At 71.7% G+C, this 15843-nt stretch carries 13 protein-coding genes, 1 pseudogene and 2 CRISPR repeat arrays; of the genes and pseudogenes, 6 read left to right on the forward strand and 8 right to left on the reverse strand.

Translation table 11 applies throughout. From position 1 onward, the window contains the following. On the forward strand, positions 1–671 hold a 671-nt coding region (locus ACFYNS_RS31625), incomplete at its 5' end, for an XRE family transcriptional regulator (RefSeq protein ID WP_388606322.1). 252 nt (positions 672–923) lie between these two features. After that, a CRISPR array of direct repeats spans positions 924–1074; the repeat unit is 28 nt; unit sequence CTGCTCCCCGCCCGCGCGGGGATGGCCC. A 179-nt stretch (positions 1075–1253) separates the two neighbouring features. Here the strand turns inward: ACFYNS_RS31625 and ACFYNS_RS31630 are convergent. From ACFYNS_RS31630 to tgmA, 3 genes are read right to left on the reverse strand one after another with little or no spacing between them, the layout of a single operon-like run. After that, on the reverse strand, positions 1254–2390 hold the full coding sequence (locus ACFYNS_RS31630) for a methyltransferase domain-containing protein (RefSeq protein WP_360294895.1): 1137 nt from the start codon (positions 2388–2390) through the stop codon (positions 1254–1256). Further along, the gene (gene tgmB / locus ACFYNS_RS31635) at positions 2387–3340 is read right to left on the reverse strand and encodes an ATP-grasp ribosomal peptide maturase (protein WP_388606324.1); all 954 of its coding nucleotides are present in this window, start codon (positions 3338–3340) and stop codon (positions 2387–2389) included. Before tgmB ends, ACFYNS_RS31630 begins: the two co-directional genes overlap by 4 nt. Before the next feature lie 25 nt (positions 3341–3365). Beyond that, positions 3366–3605, reverse strand: coding sequence for a putative ATP-grasp-modified RiPP (tgmA, locus tag ACFYNS_RS31640; protein ID WP_360294901.1), 240 nt, complete (start codon positions 3603–3605; stop codon positions 3366–3368). Between the two features lie 170 nt (positions 3606–3775). Between tgmA and ACFYNS_RS31645 the strand changes: the two genes are divergently transcribed. Next, positions 3776–5140 carry a hypothetical protein gene (locus tag ACFYNS_RS31645; protein WP_388606326.1) on the forward strand — a complete coding sequence of 455 codons (1365 nt, stop codon included), beginning with the start codon at positions 3776–3778 and terminating at the stop codon, positions 5138–5140. Between the two features lie 168 nt (positions 5141–5308). Beyond that, positions 5309–6008: a CRISPR direct-repeat array (repeat unit 29 nt; unit sequence CTGCTCCCCGCATGCGCGGGGATGGTCCC). A 448-nt stretch (positions 6009–6456) separates the two neighbouring features. Beyond that, positions 6457–7578, forward strand: coding sequence for a D-alanyl-D-alanine carboxypeptidase family protein (locus tag ACFYNS_RS31650; protein ID WP_388606335.1), 1122 nt, complete (start codon positions 6457–6459; stop codon positions 7576–7578). 303 nt (positions 7579–7881) lie between these two features. On the opposite strand, the pseudogene ACFYNS_RS31655 reads toward ACFYNS_RS31650, so the two are convergent. From ACFYNS_RS31655 to trpS, 3 genes and pseudogenes are all read right to left on the reverse strand, one after another. Further along, a pseudogene (locus ACFYNS_RS31655) lies at positions 7882–8869 on the reverse strand (YhjD/YihY/BrkB family envelope integrity protein); the annotation flags it as partial. 109 nt (positions 8870–8978) lie between these two features. Beyond that, positions 8979–9662 (reverse strand): 2'-5' RNA ligase family protein, encoded by a 684-nt coding sequence (locus ACFYNS_RS31660; protein ID WP_360294907.1) that lies wholly within the window; start codon positions 9660–9662, stop codon positions 8979–8981. 11 nt (positions 9663–9673) lie between these two features. After that, complete coding sequence (gene trpS / locus ACFYNS_RS31665; protein ID WP_360294910.1) at positions 9674–10687, reverse strand: tryptophan--tRNA ligase; 1014 nt, start codon at positions 10685–10687, stop codon at positions 9674–9676. Positions 10688–10927: 240 nt separating this feature from the next. Here trpS and rocD point away from each other — a divergent pair, with 240 nt between their 5' ends. Then, complete coding sequence (gene rocD / locus ACFYNS_RS31670) at positions 10928–12154, forward strand: ornithine--oxo-acid transaminase (protein ID WP_388606329.1); 1227 nt, start codon at positions 10928–10930, stop codon at positions 12152–12154. Positions 12155–12258: 104 nt separating this feature from the next. Here rocD and ACFYNS_RS31675 read toward each other — a convergent pair whose 3' ends face one another. Both ACFYNS_RS31675 and ACFYNS_RS31680 read right to left on the reverse strand, forming a co-directional pair. Further along, positions 12259–12594 carry a hypothetical protein gene (locus ACFYNS_RS31675; RefSeq protein WP_239502085.1) on the reverse strand — a complete coding sequence of 112 codons (336 nt, stop codon included), beginning with the start codon at positions 12592–12594 and terminating at the stop codon, positions 12259–12261. Positions 12595–12838: 244 nt separating this feature from the next. Beyond that, on the reverse strand, positions 12839–14377 hold the full coding sequence (locus ACFYNS_RS31680; protein ID WP_388606331.1) for a PLP-dependent aminotransferase family protein: 1539 nt from the start codon (positions 14375–14377) through the stop codon (positions 12839–12841). A 46-nt stretch (positions 14378–14423) separates the two neighbouring features. Here ACFYNS_RS31680 and ACFYNS_RS31685 point away from each other — a divergent pair, with 46 nt between their 5' ends. Then, on the forward strand, positions 14424–14897 hold the full coding sequence (locus tag ACFYNS_RS31685; RefSeq protein WP_360303144.1) for a carboxymuconolactone decarboxylase family protein: 474 nt from the start codon (positions 14424–14426) through the stop codon (positions 14895–14897). Then, positions 14897–15637, forward strand: coding sequence for an isocitrate lyase/phosphoenolpyruvate mutase family protein (locus tag ACFYNS_RS31690; protein WP_388606333.1), 741 nt, complete (start codon positions 14897–14899; stop codon positions 15635–15637). Before ACFYNS_RS31685 ends, ACFYNS_RS31690 begins: the two co-directional genes overlap by 1 nt. The last annotated feature ends 206 nt before the right edge of the window (positions 15638–15843 follow it).

A 15843-nucleotide genomic window follows, 5' to 3' on the forward strand; every position in this document is an offset into this window, starting at 1 on the left:
GCGAGAGCCGGGCCTCCGACCTGCCCACCATCAGCACCGAACGCAAGAACGGTCTGCCGACTCCGTCGGCAGACCGTCACGAAAGTTCGAGGTTAGGGGTACCGATGGAACAGCTCTGGCCGGATTCGGTGAAATCGGCAGTGAAGCTAGGTCCCGAACGGGAAATCGTCAGCGTTTATCCATATCGAGCCGCGTGTCCGACATCTGTATGGGTCAAACTGCTGGACGACGCCCAGAAGGAGATCTACTACGGCGGATACACGAACTACTTCATCTTCCAACAGCGCCCTCGTGTAACCCAATTGCTTTCCGGGAAAGCTGCCGACGGTGCACGTGTGCGCTTCCTGCTGGGCACACCGGACAGTGACACGACGCGCGCCCGTGAAGCCGTTGAAGATGTGGCGTTCACCATCTCGACGCGAATCCGAATCACGTTGGATGAACTGGCTCGGGTTCCGGACAGCGGGATCGAGCACCGCTTCAGCGAAGGACACCTTCCCCTTTCCGTCTTCCGGTTCGATGAACAGATGCTCGTCACACCGCATCTGCATGGACTGGTCGGGCACGATTCCCCGACGCTGCATCTGCGACGACTCCAGTCGGACGGCCTGTTCGACCGTTTCGCCACGCACGCTGAGGCCCTGTGGGATGAAGCGGAAAGTTCCGAGTAGCCAGCGCAAGGAAAGCACCCGCGGGGATGGATGGGGGACGGGCGCGCCTGGTGGCAGCCGTCCGGCAGCACGAGCGCTTCCCTCTCCCCATCCCCGCGGACTTGCCGCTGCACAAGCCTGGTTCGGAGCTGCCGACGTACGATGACGTGTCGACGACCAACTCAGCGAAGGTTCCGTCATGCGCTTGATGTCGGTTTCCAGGAAAGTGGGTAAACCCGAGCTTCCGGCTCGGTAGAACTGCAGGTCAGGAAGTCTGCTCCCCGCCCGCGCGGGGATGGCCCGCTGAGCGTCTCGTCCAGTGGGCGGCCGGGGAACTGCTCCCCGCCCGCGCGGGGATGGCCCCCCAGCCGTGCGTGGACAAGGGGCTGACCCTCTGCTCCCCGCCCGCGCGGGGATGGCCCGCACCAGTGCGTCCTGTCGGCTCGACTACGAGCGCTGCGCCGCCGAGCGCTGCGCAAGGTGGGCGGCTGGAATGCCGACGAGGTCTCGCCCATCCTGACGGCTCTCGCCGCCGGGTACGCCGATAGCTCTGACTACCGCGAGGAATCGCGGTCGTGACGGTACCGCCGCCGTACCCGGATTTCAGGCTGGCAGCTCCCACGACCGGCCGCCGGGGCCATCGAGCCACAGCGTGTGGCCCCCGTCGCCGCTCACCGTGAGGCCGTACCGCTCGGGACCGGGGCGTCCGGCCTCGGCCCACGCCGTCATCAGTGGGAGGCGCTCGCCCCACAGGTTGCGACCACCGGGACCGTCGTAGTCGATGCGGGCACCTTCCGTGCCGTGCATCGTCATCCGCGCCCAGGCGCCGGACGCCGGGTGCTGGACGATGTGGACCACGTGGCCGTCCTCTCCGGTCAGGGTGAAGTCGACGGTGTCGGGGTGCAGCATCCCGCCGAGGAACCGCGACATCGGCGCCGTGACGTCGCACTGGAGGTGGACGGTGATGATGGAGCCGGTCGCCCGCATCAGAGCGGCCAGGTCCCCTTGATGCCCGCCAGTGGTGTGGCTGGAGGATCCGCGGGCGGTCATGAATGCCGCCATCTCCGGCAAGAAGTGTCCTTGTACGGTGCCGTGTTCGTCGGTGTGCAGGACGGCCAGGCCGTAGCCGAGGTTGGCGACGATGGTTCCGCCGGGGACTACTTGGGCGAGCCAGCCCTGAGGGATGCGTGGCAGGCCACAGGTGGCGATGACGGCGTTGTATGGGCCGTCGGAGGCATGCGCGGCGGTGCCGTCGCCGGTGATGAGGGTGGGCGCGTAGCCGGCCGCGTGGAGGCGCTGACGGGCCGCGGTGGTGAGGTCCGGGTCGATGTCGACGGAGGTGACGTTGGGTGATCCGTAGCGTTCGCACAGCAGGGCCGCGTTGTAGCCGGTGCCGGTACCGATCTCCAGCACACTGGTGCTGTCGTCGTCGGGGAGGGCTTCGAGCATGGTGGCCATGACCCGCGGCTGGCTGGAGGAGGATGTGGCGGTGCCGCTCGTGTCCCGCTGGGTGATGAGGGAGGCGTCGCTGTAGACGGTGTCCAGGTATGCGGTGTCGCCCTCGCGGACGCCGCGCACGCCGTCGGCGGTGCGCAGGGTGAAGGCCGGAACGAAGCGTTCGCGCGGGACGGTGGAGAACGCGCGGATCCATCTCGGGCTGCGCAGCACACCTTCGGCGACGAGGTGGTCGGTGAGGCGACGGCGCAGGTCCTGGGTACTGTGCTCTGCGGTGACGGTCACGGACCCTCCAGTACCTCGGCGATGGCGCAGGTAATCGGGGCACGCAGTTCTTCGATCCACCCGTACTGCCCGTTGGGGTTCACGTCGCACAGGTGCCACATCCCGGCATGACTAACGAGGAAGTCCATCGCGGCGTACCGGAGCCCGAAGGTCTTCATGAGGTTCCGGATGCCGCAGACGACTTCGTCTGGTACGTCGCACACCTTGTAGGTACAGGCCCCGTAGTCCCGCCGGAAGTCTTCGCGCGCGGCCTGGGAACGGGTGTGGATCTCGGCGGCGAACAGGCGACCGCCCACTGCGGTGACGCGGACTTCGTGGGCCTTGTCGATCCACTCGGAGAAGTAGTGCGCGGTAGCCGTGACCGCGTCGGTGATCTCTTCGGCCCGGACTTTCGAGGTCCAGGACGCGTAGGTGGTGCCGCCGCGACTGGTCGGCCCGCCGGCCCCGATAGCCTTGTATGCGGCGATGCCGCAGGGAAGCGAGGCGATGAACTCCCGTGCGGCTTCGGGCTCGTCGGTCACGAGGCTGCGGGGGATGCGCAGTCCGCAGCGGGCGGCCTCGGCGAGCGCCCGGGGGCCCGAGGTGGCCGCCTTGTTGCGGTGGGGGTGGTTGACCCATGTGCAGGACAGCGCGCGGAGCACACCGCCGAACCCGGCGTCGGCCTCGGCGGCGGCCCACCGGTGCACGTCAGGCGCCATCCCTTCGGGGAGTTGGTGGGAGGAGGGGCGCCGCCAGTAGACGGCGGTGACAGCGCCCAGGTCGAGGTCCCGGTGCCGGCCGCGCCACGTCCCCGTCCAGCCTGCCGCTCCGCCGTCCAGCCTCGCGGTGAATGCGTCACCCGGCAGGTCTCCGGGGTCGAGACGAACGACCGGCGCGCGACGGGTGTTCAGCTCATTGACCACCATGTCGGCAACGGGGTCGTACTGCTTGGTCAGCACCAGGACTGTCATCGTCCGCTCCTCTCAGTCCGTGGTGTCAGTCGTTGTCGGTGCCCTGGTTGTCGTCGAAGATCTGGCTGTCCTCGCGGGTCTGGGTGACGGTCTGGATCGACGTCGCCATGGACGGGGTGTCGATGAACGGCACGCCGGTGTCCTCGACCACGGTCAGCTGCTGCTGCGGGCTGTAGGCCAGCGCGCCGGGCCAGTCGCGGGCGGCGGGCGGGGTGACGGGCAGAGCGCGGGTGAGGCCGAACGGCATGGCGGTGGTGCTGGGCATCGGTGCTCCTTTGGTGTGGATCAGGCGGTACGGCGGAGGCTCAGCACGCGGGCCGGGATCCGCCGTCTTCCGATGCCATGAAGTCAACTCCAGTGCGGGCGCGGGCGGTACGGTTGCGGGCGAGCACCTGGTTTATCCGGTTTAACGGGGCGGGGCGCATGACCACGCGAATGCCGAACACCCAGCTCAGAAGCATCATCGAAGAGTCCGGACTGCCCTACGATGCGGTGGCTCGCGCGGTGCGCGCCGTGGCTGCCGAGTGCGGCGATCACCTGCGGACGAACAAGTCAGCGGTGGCGCACTGGGTCGCCGGGACCCCGCCGTCTGCGGCAACGGCCCGGTATCTCACGGTGGCCTTGTCCCGGCTGCTGGGCCGGCTCCTGGCCCCGGTCGATGTCGGCCTGGACTGGCCGGAGGAGGATGAGGGCGCCGGGCTCACGCTGGCGTCCGATCCGCTCGATGCGCTGCTACCGCTGTGGAGGAACGAAGTGGACCGACGTCGCTTCCTCTCATCGTCTGCCTATTCGGTGGCCGCCGCTGCCCTCCCACTGGCCTCCGCGAGAGACGCCGCCGCCCGCACGGCCGCGGCGCGCTCCGGCGCTGTTGTCGGGATGGCCGAGGTTGCCGCGGTCCGCGACATGATCAGCGTGTTCTCGGAGATGGACGAGCGGCACGGTGGGCAGCACGGCCGGAGTGCGCTCGTGCAGTATCTACGGGACGATGTGGCGCCGCTGTGCCGTGCGAGGTTCCGCACGGAGGAGACACGTCAGCACATGCTTTCCGCGGCTTCCCGCGGTGTGCATCTGCTCGGCTGGAAGGCGTATGACGCCGGGCAGCAGGGCCTTGCGCAGCGCTATTACCTCCAGTCGTTCAAGCTCGCCGAGGAGTCCGCGGTGGTCGGGCATGACGGGTTCGTGATGCGGACGATGGCGATGCAGGGCCTGAAGCTGCGCCGGCCGGAGCACTGTCTCGGGCTGGCGGAGACGGGACTGAACCGGGCGAAGGGGAAGGTGGACGACCGGACCGAGGCGCTGTTCCGGATCGTCCACGCTCACACGCTGGCGAAATCCGGGCAGGGGCGTGCTGCGCTGGTCGAGACCGAGCGTGCGCGGCGCATGCTGGAGAACGGGCCAGGGGATGAGGTGCCGTTCTGGGGGCTGGCGTGGGGGCCGCCGGCTGCGTCGGTGTATTCGCGGGCGGCGAAGGTGCACGAGACCCTGGGCGACCACCAGGAGGCGGCCGAGCAGTACGGCCGGGCAGCTTGCGCGCGCCCGGCTGGGACCTACGCACGGATCGTGGCGCTCGATCTGGTGGCGAGTGCGGGAATGCAGCTCAAGCGCGGCGGGATCGAGCAGGCGTGCGCGACGTGGCATGAAGCGCTTGACCACATGGAGGGTGTGCGATCGGCGCGGACAGTGAAGGCAGTGCGGGGTATGCGGCGGGATCTGGGCCGGTTCCGTGCACGGGGGTTGCGGTGCGCGGCCGAGCTGGATGAGCGCGCAGCAGAGTTCCTTGCGGGCGGCGTTCCCGCTTGAGGCCGGGTTCCTCCTCAGCGGGCGCGCAAAGAGCCTGGTCAGATCCCGGCTGATGGGGTCGGCCGGGCAGAGGGCGACAGGTGCGGTGGTGTTATGTGCGTGATGTCGAGTTCCGGGAAAGTGGGTAAAATCGAGCTTCCGGCTCGGTAGAACCGCAGGTCAGGAAGTCTGCTCCCCGCATGCGCGGGGATGGTCCCCTTGTGCCCTTCACATCGCAGGTCCCTAATGGCTGCTCCCCGCATGCGCGGGGATGGTCCCCCGGAGGAGAGAGACCGGGGAGCCGGGGAGGGCTGCTCCCCGCATGCGCGGGGATGGTCCCGCGATCGGGCACCTGGTGTCCACTGGCCACATCTGCTCCCCGCATGCGCGGGGATGGTCCCACCTTCGCCCTCGGCGTGGGGCCGGGCCGTGGCTGCTCCCCGCATGCGCGGGGATGGTCCCGTCCGGCGTCGGCACCTCAACGATCTCCTCGCCTGCTCCCCGCATGCGCGGGGATGGTCCCCCCTACTACTTCGACGGCCGGATCACCGCCGTCTGCTCCCCGCATGCGCGGGGATGGTCCCCGAAAGTGTCCGGTGGAGCATCAGGACAGTTCCTGCTCCCCGCATGCGCGGGGATGGTCCCACCATCACGGGCAAGAACATCAGCCCGCCGATCTGCTCCCCGCATGCGCGGGGATGGTCCCATCGCGGACGGACATGGCGACCTCCGCGAGCACTGCTCCCCGCATGCGCGGGGATGGTCCCCTCTTCGGTGGGATCGTGGACCGTCCGGGTCGCTGCTCCCCGCATGCGCGGGGATGGTCCCTGGTCATGCCGTCCGCGCGGGAGCGGGGCGGACTGCTCCCCGCACGCGTGGGAATGGTCCCCGTTCGTCCTCACGGGGATGGTCCCAGCGCGAAGATCCTCGCCCAGCTCGGCGGGCGCCCCCGGGATGGGCCCCGCCCGCACCTCCGGGACGGCTCTCGGGACGGCCCCCGGGGCGGCCTCGGGGGCCGGTCCGCCGCCCCCACACCCCATTGGCCTACGGCACTGGGCGAGTTGGGCTACTTGGAGCCGTGGTTGGCGGGCCTCGGCGTCCCCGGCGCGCCGATGGGCCTGTACGTTCGCAGGGTGCCCATTTCTTCGCATTATTCAGCTCCCGCCACGCGCCCGTGCCCGCGCGGCACCGCGCGCACGCGGCGTACGGCGGCGCGCGGTGGCCTCGCGTCCGCCGCCCTGGCCCTCTGCCTGCTGGCTGCCGCGGGCGCCCAGCCCTCCTACGCAGACGAGAACGAGCCGGGCGGCAAGCCCGCCGAGCCGAAGCCTCCCGCGCAGATGTCGACCATCGGCGGCGAGCAGCTCGGCCGGCCGGGTACCCAGGTGAATCTGAGGAAAGGGGCGCCCGAGCTGCCCGAGAAGCTCTCGGGGCGTTCGTGGATCGTCTCGGACGCGGAGTCGGGCAAGGTGCTGGCCGCGCACAACGCGCACTGGCGGCTGCCTCCCGCCAGCACGCTGAAGATGCTCTTCGCCGACACGGTGCTGCCCAAGCTGCCCAAGGACCGCAGCCACAAGGTGGTCTCGTCCGACCTGGAGGGGATGGGCGAGGGCAGCAGCCTCGTCGGCGTGAAGGAGGGCGAGTCGTACACGGTGCACGATCTGTGGCTCGGCGTCTTCCTGCGCTCGGGCAACGACGCGGTGCACGTGCTCTCGGCGATGAACGGCGGCGTGCCGAAGACGGTCCGGGAGATGAACGAGAAGGCCCGCACGCTGCACGCCGACGACACCAAGGTGCTCAGCCCGGACGGCTACGACCACAAGGGCCAGGTCTCCTCCGCCTACGATCTGACGCTGTTCGCGCGCTCCGGACTGCAGAACGAGGAGTTCCGCGAGTACGCGGCCACCGCCACCGCGAAGTTCCCCGGCGAGACGAAGAAGGACAAGAAGACCGGGAAGACCAAGCGCGGGAGCTTCCAGATCCAGAACACCAACCGCCTGCTGACCGGCGATGTCGGTGTCGACCCCTACCCGGGCATCGCGGGTGTCAAGAACGGCTTCACGACGAACGCGGGCAACACCTTCACCGGCGTCGCGCAGCGCGGCGACCGGGTACTGCTGGTGACGGTGATGCACCCGGACGCGAAGGAGGCGCACAGCGTCTACAAGGAGGCCGCCAAGCTGCTGGACTGGGGCTTCGACGCCGACGGCAAGGTCGAGCCGGTCGGTCTCCTGGCGGCACCGGGCAGCGCGACGAACGGCGGGGGCGCCCCGGCGGGCAAGGACGGGGAGGCGGGCGGCTCGGGAGCCCGCGCCGCCGCGCACTCCGCCGACAAGCCCTCGGGCGGTGCCGGCACCGCGCTGGGGATCACGGCCGGTGTTCTGGTCGTCCTGGCTCTGGTGGCGTACGGGGTGCACCGCCGCTGGCCTCTTCCGGAGCTGGCCCGCCGTCGTCGCGGGTGACGGCGCCACCACCGGTGGTCTCCTGGCCGCCGGTGGTGTCCGGACCCGTACTGCCGTCGCCGGTGCTGTCCGACCTCCCTTCGCCGGTGCTGTCCGACCTCCCTTCGCCGGTGGTGTCCGACCCCTCGTCACCGGTGGCGTCCGGGTCGTCCTGGTCGACGGTGTCCGGACCGGCGGGAGACTCCTCCTCGCCGGTGGCCGTGTCGCTGCCGGGGGCGGCCTGGCTGTCCTCGGCGTCCTCGCCGCCGGGACGGCTGCCCTCGGCGCCTTCGCCGCCGGGGCTCGTGTCGCCTTCCGGCGCCGTGTCACCCCCGGGGGCGGCATCATCGCCCCCGGCGGCCTCGCCCTTGGCGGCCTCGCCCTTGGCGGCCTCCTCGTCGGGTGAGTCCTCGCCGCTCGCGGCCAGGTCCCTGACCGGCTGCCGGTCCTCGGGGCCGCCGTCGGGCACCGGGGCCGTGGCCGTCCAGGCCGCGCAGTAGAGCAGCAGCTTGGTCATGAAGCTGATCCACAGCAGCAGCGCGATGGGGACGCCGAAGGCGCCGTAGAGGTTCTTGGCGGCGACCTGCTGCAAGTAGCCGCCGAGCAGCAGTTTCAGCAGTTCGAAGCCGACCGCGCCCTGGAGGGCGGCCGCCACCATGGCGCGGCGCGGCGGCCGCACCCGGGGCAGCAGGGTGAGGACGTACCACAGCAGCAGAAAGTCGGCGGCGACGGCCGCGGCGTAGGCGGCGGTGCGCAGCAGTACCGTGCCCACTCCGCCCTCGGCCAGCTCCAGGCGCTCGGCGACGCGGGTGACGGCGGTCACGGCGAAGGCGGAGCCGCCGAAGGAGACCAGCCCGACGACGCCGAGGCCCAACAGGATGCCGACGTCGACCGCGCGGCGCACGACGAGGTTGCCGGGGTCCTCCTCCAGGTCCCACATGGCCCGCAGGCTCTCGCGCAGCACCCCGACCCAGCGGCCGCCGGTGAGCAGCAGCAGTCCGCCCGCGATGCCGCCGACGGTGCCCGCGTTGTCCACCAGGGACTGGAGTTCCAGCTGGTCGGAGATGCCGGGCACCTGCTCGGTCAGGGTGTTCTGGAGCCGGGTCATCTGGCCGTGCGAGAGCAGCGCGGCCGCCACGGCCGCGCCCACGGCGAGCATCGGGAACAGCGCGAGGAAGCTGTTGAAGGTGATGGCCGCAGCGAGCCGGGTCCACTTCCGGCTGTCCAGGTGCTCGTAGATCCGCCAGAGGCGGGTGGCGCGGAGCCGGTCGAGGGACGAGCCCACGATCGGCAGCTTCGTCAGTCTTTCCACACCAGCCACCTGCCCAGCCCCGCGCGCTCCAGCCGTCACCGGACGGTATCGCGTACCGCACGCCGCGAGCGGCCTGCCCTACCGGGCGTTCCCCGTCCGGGGGAGGCGGTCAGAGCGTGGCGGGCGGGCGGGCCGAGCGCCGCTGGTACGGCGGGCGGCAGGTTCCGGACGGGAGGGTGACCTCGAAGGTCGGCGCGGCCTCCACCCCGGGGCCCTGCGGATGGCCGGGGCCGGCGGCGGGGCCCGGGCCGGCGCTCGGGTGCTGCGCAAACGGGAACTCGCGCTTGAGCCGCCACACCTGGTCGGCGCCCTGCTCGTAGAGGGCGAACCCGGCGGCCGTCCAGGCGCACTCGAAGTCGGCCAGCTCCCGGTGGGCGCGGTCCATGGCGGGCTCCGGGATGCCGTGCGCGACCGTCACGTGCGGGTGATACGGGAAGTGCAGCTCCCGGTCGAGCGGGCCCTGCGGGTCGCGGACCTGCTCCTGGAGCCGGGTACAGGCCGTGGCACCCTCCACGACCTGGACGAAGACCACCGGTGAGAGCGGCCGGAAGGTGCCCGTGCCGGAGAGCCGGACCGGGAAGGCCTGCCCGGCCAGCGCCACGGCCGCCAGGTGCGCTTCGATCTGCGGCCGGGCCGCGGCGGGCACCTCGGTGGGCGGCAGCAGCGTGATGTGGGTGGGGATGCCATGGGCGGCGGCGTCGCCGAAGGAGGCCCGCCGTGCCTGGAGCAGCGTGCCGTACGGCTCCGGGACAGCGAGCGATACGCCGAGGGTGACGTTCGCTCCCGCGCCCATAGGTTCTCCCTTCACTGCCTGCCGGGCACGAGGCCCACCTTGTCGTACACGGTCCGCAGCGTCTCGCTCGCCACGGCCCTGGCTTTCTCCGCGCCGTCGGCCAGGATCTTGTCCAGCGCCGCCGGGTCGTCCATGAATTCCTGCGTCCGGGTGCGGAAAGGTGTCACCCACTCGGTGACGATCTCCGCGAGGTCCGTCTTCAGCGCACCGTAGCCCTTGCCCGCGTACTTATCCTCCAGTTCCTGGATTCCGGAACCGGTGAGCGTGGCGTAGATCGTCAGCAGGTTGCTGATGCCGGGCTTCTTGTCCTGGTCGAACCGGATGACGGTGTCGGTGTCGGTGACCGCGCTCTTGATCTTCTTCGCGGTGGTCTTCGGCTCGTCCAGCAGCTCGACGAGGCCCTTGGGGGTGGACGCCGACTTGCTCATCTTGACCCCGGGGTCCTGGAGGTCGTAGATCTTCGCCGTCTCCTTGAGGATGTACGCCTCGGGGACGGGGAAGGTGGCGCCGTACCGGCCGTTGAAGCGCTCGGCGATGGTGCGGGTCAGCTCCAGGTGCTGGCGCTGGTCCTCGCCGACCGGGACCTGGTGGGCCTGGTAGACCAGGATGTCCGCGACCATCAGCGCGGGGTAGGTGAACAGCCCGACGCTGGTGTGGTCGGTGCCCTGCTTGGCCGACTTGTCCTTGAACTGCGTCATGCGCGCGGCCTCGCCGAACCCGGTGAGGCACTCCACGATCCAGCTCAGCTGGGTGTGCTCGGGAACGTGGCTCTGCAGGAAGAGGGTGCACCGCTGCGGGTCCAGCCCGGCGGCCAGCAGCTGCGCCGCGGCCAGCCGCGAATTGTCGCGCAGGTCGGCCGGGTCCTTGGGGATCGTCAGGGCGTGCAGGTCGACGACCATGTAGAAGGCGTCGTGAGTCTCCTGGAGGGCCACCCACTGGCGCACGGCACCGAGGTAGTTGCCGAGATGGAACGAACCGGCAGTGGGCTGGATACCGGACAGCACACGAGGACGATCATTGACCATGCCGCCATTCTCTCAGGTGTCCGGACCAGCCGATGCCCCCGTCCCGGGTGACCTGGGGCACGGGAACGGTCCGCGGGAGCACGCGGGCCCGGCACGGAGGCACGGGGGCTCACGGCCCGGGCGGGGGCGCGCGGAGGAACCGATCGGGCGCTCCCGCACCCACCGCCTGCCGAGGGACGATAGAAAGGTGCGGCCCCACCGGGCAGGTACGCCGGTATGCACGGAGGAACGGAGACGACGATGTCGACGCAGCCCACCCTCTCAAGCGCCTCGAGCGCGCAGAGCATCGCCACAGCGGAGGCTCACAGCGCGCACAACTACCATCCGCTCCCTGTCGTCATCGCCACCGCTGACGGCGCGTGGGTGACCGACGTCGAAGGGCGCCGCTATCTCGACATGCTGGCCGGTTACTCGGCGTTGAACTTCGGCCACCGCAACCCGCGCCTGATCGAGGCGGCCAAGGCCCAGCTCGACCGGGCCACCCTCACCTCGCGCGCCTTCCACAACGACCGCTTCGCGGACTTCGCCGCGCAGCTCGCGGAGCTGTGCGGCATGGAGATGGTGCTGCCCATGAACACCGGCGCCGAGGCGGTGGAGACCGCGGTCAAGACGGCGCGCAAGTGGGGCTACCAGGTCAAGGGGGTCCCCGACGGGCAGGCGAAGATCGTCGTCGCCGACAACAACTTCCACGGCCGCACCACGACGATCATCAGTTTCTCCACCGACGAGGAGGCCCGGGCCGACTACGGGCCGTACACGCCGGGCTTCGAGATCGTCCCCTACGGCGATCTCGCGGCGCTGGAGGAGGCCGTCGACGCGCACACCGTGGCCGTCCTCCTGGAGCCCATCCAGGGCGAGGCGGGCGTCCTGGAGCCCCCGCCCGGGTACCTCGCCGGGGTCCGCGAGCTGACCCGCTCCCGCGGGGTGCTGTTCATCGCCGACGAGATCCAGTCCGGCCTCGGCCGCACCGGCGCCACCTTCGCCTGCGAGCAGGAGGGCGTCGTCCCCGACATGTACGTGCTGGGCAAGGCGCTGGGCGGCGGCGTGGTGCCCGTCTCGGCCGTCGTCTCCACCCGCGAGGTGCTGGGCGTCTTCCGCCCCGGCGAGCACGGCTCGACGTTCGGCGGCAACCCGCTGGCCTGCGCGGTGGCGCTGGAGGTCCTGGAGATGCTGCGCAGCGGCGAGTACCAGCAGCGCGCCAAGGACCTGGGCGAGCACCTGCACCGGGAACTGCGCCTGCTCCCGACCACCGCGGTCCGCGAGGTCCGCGGCCGCGGCCTGTGGGCGGGGGTCGACATCGATCCGTCGTACGGCACCGGCCGCGAGATCTCCGAACGGCTGCTGGCCCGCGGGGTGCTGGCCAAGGACACCCACGGCTCCACCATCCGGCTGGCCCCGCCGCTGTGCATCTCCAGGGAGGACCTGGACTGGGGCCTGGACCAGCTCAGGTCGGTACTCGCGGGCTGAACCCGCCGCCGCGGCTGCCGCGGCCGACACGGCCCGCACGGCACGGCGCCGCCGCCCGGCCCTCCGGGCGGCGGCGCCCTGTGCGTCGCGGGTGACCCGCTGGGTCACTCCTTGAACGTCGTGGTGTGGCAGATGTTGCCGGGGCCGTTCCAGCAGATCACCATCTTGTACGTCCACGGGTGGGTGATCTCGCGCTTCATGTAGTCGCACCCCGCGTCCCCGCCGTCGTCGACGGTGCCCATCAGCGCCCACGGCCCCTGGTCGATGTAGAGCCTCCCGGTGACGCCGTAGCCGTCCTTCTGCGTGTCGCAGATCTTGAACGTGTCCGGGTCGGGGTCCAGGTGTGCCATGTAGCCGACCTGGTGGCCGTCGATGTCGCTCAAGATGTTGTACGTGTCCCCGGCGGCGGCCGACCCGGTCACCCCGATGACCAGCCCCACAGCGGCACATGACACAGCGAATGCACGGGCCACTCGTCTCCTGAGCACGTTCGAACTCCTCCCGGTCAGCTGAAATCTTGTCGGGAACACAACATCATCTACACGTGTGCGTCAAGAGTGTGCACAGACAGTGAAGACCGTCGGAGCCGACTCTCATCCCCGACACCGCAGACGGCCCGAACTGCACCGGGAGGCACGGAACTTCGTGACTGCCCGACGGGCAGGGCCGCCACCTGCGGCGCTCCTACGGCCCGCCCGACCCGCGCGCCAGCGCCCCGCACAGGGCGTCCAGCGCGGCGGTGCAGGCGTGTTCGGGCGGGGTGCCGTAGCCGACCACCAGCGCCGGGTCCGGCGGCGGCTGGGCGGGAGCCGCCGGGTGCCGGAAGGCGGACAGCGGGTCGAGGGCGACCCCGGCGCGGTGCAGCGCCCGCAGGGCGTCCGCTTCCGTCGTGCCCGGCGGCAGGCGGAGGAGGGCGTGCAGGCCCGCGGCGATACCGGTCGCGCGTACCTCGGGGACGCGGGCGGCCAGTTGGGCGACGAGTCGGTCGCGGCGTGCGCGGTAGCGCTGCCGCATGGCGCGTACGTGCCGGTCGTAGGCGCCGCGTTCCAGGAAGTCGGCGAGCGTGAGCTGGTCGAGGGCGCCGGTGGTCCACTCCGCAGGCGTCTTCGCCGCCAGCACCGCCTCCACGAGGTGGTCGGGCAGCACCATCCAGGCCAGCCGCAGAGCCGGCGCCAGGGCCTTGCTGGCGGTGCCCAGGTGGACGACCCGGTCGGGGTCGAGCCCCTGCAAAGCCCCCACGGGTTCCCTGTCGTACCGGAACTCGCCGTCGTAGTCGTCCTCCAGCACCAGCCCGCCGGTCCGCCCGGCCCAGTCCACGACCGCCGCCCTGCGGTCCGGATGCAGCGGGACGCCGACCGGGTACTGGTGCGCGGGGGTCAGCAGCACGGCGCGGACGCCGGCGAAGCGCGGCTCGGAGTCCAGCAGCGGGGTGCGTGCGCCGTGCGCGTCCACCGGCAGCGGACGGGTGCGGCCCGGGGCGGACTCCAGCAGTTCGCGGTGGAAGGGCAGCCCGTACTCCTCGACGGCCAGCTCCCCCGGCACCGCGCGGGCCAGCAGCGCCAGCCCCTGCCCGAAGCCGGCGCACACCACGATGCGTTCCGGCGCCGCGCGCACCCCGCGGGACCGGGCCAGGTAGTCGGCGAGGGCCCGCCGCAGCTCCGCGGTGCCGCGCGGATCGCCGTGCGAGAAGGCGGCCGCGGGCGCGGCGGTCAGCGCGCGGCGCGCCGAGGCCAGCCAGGCCGAGCGCGGGAACGCCGAGACATCCGGCGCCCCGGTGCGCAGATCGTGCCGGGGGCACTCAGCCCAGCGCCGGTACCGCGAGAGCACACCGCTTTCGGCGCCGCCGGGCCGGGGCGGGGTGCGCCGGCCGGGCGGCAGCGGCTCCGCGCGCTCGGCCACCCGGGTGCCCGACCCCTGCCGCGCCGACAGCCACCCCTCCGCGACGAGTTCGGCGTACGCGGCGGCGACCGTGTTGCGGGCCAGTCCGAGGTCGGCGGCGAGCGCGCGGGAGGACGGCAGCCGGGTGCCCGGGGTGAGCCGTCCGCTGCGGACCGCGTCGCGGAGGGCGGCCAGCAGGGCGGCGCGGGGCCGGTGCGTGCCGGAATCGCCGGTCGGACCGAGGGCCAGGTCCAGGTGGAGGTCGCTGCCGGTGCGGGTCGCGCGGGATGCCCGAGATGCGCGGGAGCCGGCCCCGGAAGTGGAATTGGCCCACGAATCTGCCATGGAAGTGGACCATACACCTGAACCACTTCCGCATAGGCTCGCAGTCATGACGACCACACCGCGGATGGACATCTGGCAGACCGCCCCCCGGATGATGAAGGGCATGTACGCCTTCCAGGAGGCCGCGTCGGCGGCGGGACTCGAACCCGTGATCGGCGAGCTGGTCAAGATCCGCGCCTCGCAGATCAACCGCTGCGCCTACTGCCTGGACATGCATCTGGCCGACGCGCGCAAGGCGGGCGAGTCGCAGCTGCGGCTGGACCTGCTCGCCGCCTGGGAGGAGAGCGGCGACCTGTTCACCGAGCGGGAGCGGGCCGCACTCGCCCTGACGGAGGCCGTCACCGAGCTGACGGACGGCTTCGTGCCGGACGAGGTGTGGGAGCGGGCCGCCGCGCACTTCGAGGAGGCCGAACTCGCGGCGCTCATCGGCCAGATCGTGGCCATCAACGCCTGGAACCGGTTCAACGTGACCGTGCGGGGCCTTCCGCAGAGCCTGCGGGACGGCGGCCGGGCCGCCTGATGGCCACCGCGGACGACGCGGATGCCGCTGCCCGGTTCCGCCGGCTGCACCGCGACCGGAAGCCGGGCGAGGCGCTGGTGCTGCCCGGCGCCTGGGATCCGGCCTCCGCCCGGATCTTCGCCCAGGCGGGGTTCTCCGCGCTGGCCACCCCCAGCGCCGGGGTGGCGGCCTCGCTCGGATACGAGGACGGCGCGTGCCCCGCCGACGAGATGTTCGCCGCCGTCGCCCGGATCACCCGCGCCGTCACCATCCCGGTGAGCGCGGACATCGAACGGGGATACGGACTGCCCCCGGCCGAGATCGCCGCGCGCCTCCGGACGGCCGGAGCTGTCGGCTGCAACCTGGAGGACTCGGCGGACGGAGCACTGCTGCCTGCCGGGGAGCAGGCCGGCTTCCTGGCGGACGTACGGGCCGCACTGGGCTCCGCACCCTTCCTGAACGCACGGATCGACGTCTACATCCGGGGCGCGGAGGAGCCGCTCGCGGAGGCGCTGGCACGGGGCAGCGCCTACGTCGCGGCGGGCGCGGACGGGGTGTATCCGATCGGCGCGCCGACGGAGGACCTCGCGGTCCTCGCCCGCACGCTGCCGGTGCCGGTCAACGCGCTGGCCGAGGAAGACGGACCCCGCGCCGCGGAGCTGGCCGCCGCCGGTGCCGCGCGGGTCACCTTCGGCGGCGGCCTCGCGGCCCGCGCCTACGCGGGCGTCCAGGCCCTCGCGGACCGCCTCCGCCCCTCCTGAAGCCGGGCGCCCCCTCGCGGGGGCGCCCCCCCTCTGCGGGGTGCGGCTCCCTTCGCGGGGTGCGGCTCCCTTCGCGGGGTGCGGCTCCCTTCGCGGGGTGCGGCTCCCTTCGCGGGGTGCGGCTCCCTTCGCGGGGTGCGGCTCCCTTCGCGGGGTGCGGCTCCCTTCGCGGGGTGCGGCTCCCTTCGCGGGGTGCGGCTCCCTTC

This window comes from Streptomyces sp. NPDC006925 (assembly GCF_042869575.1).
Classification (GTDB): Bacteria; Actinomycetota; Actinomycetes; order Streptomycetales; family Streptomycetaceae; genus Streptomyces.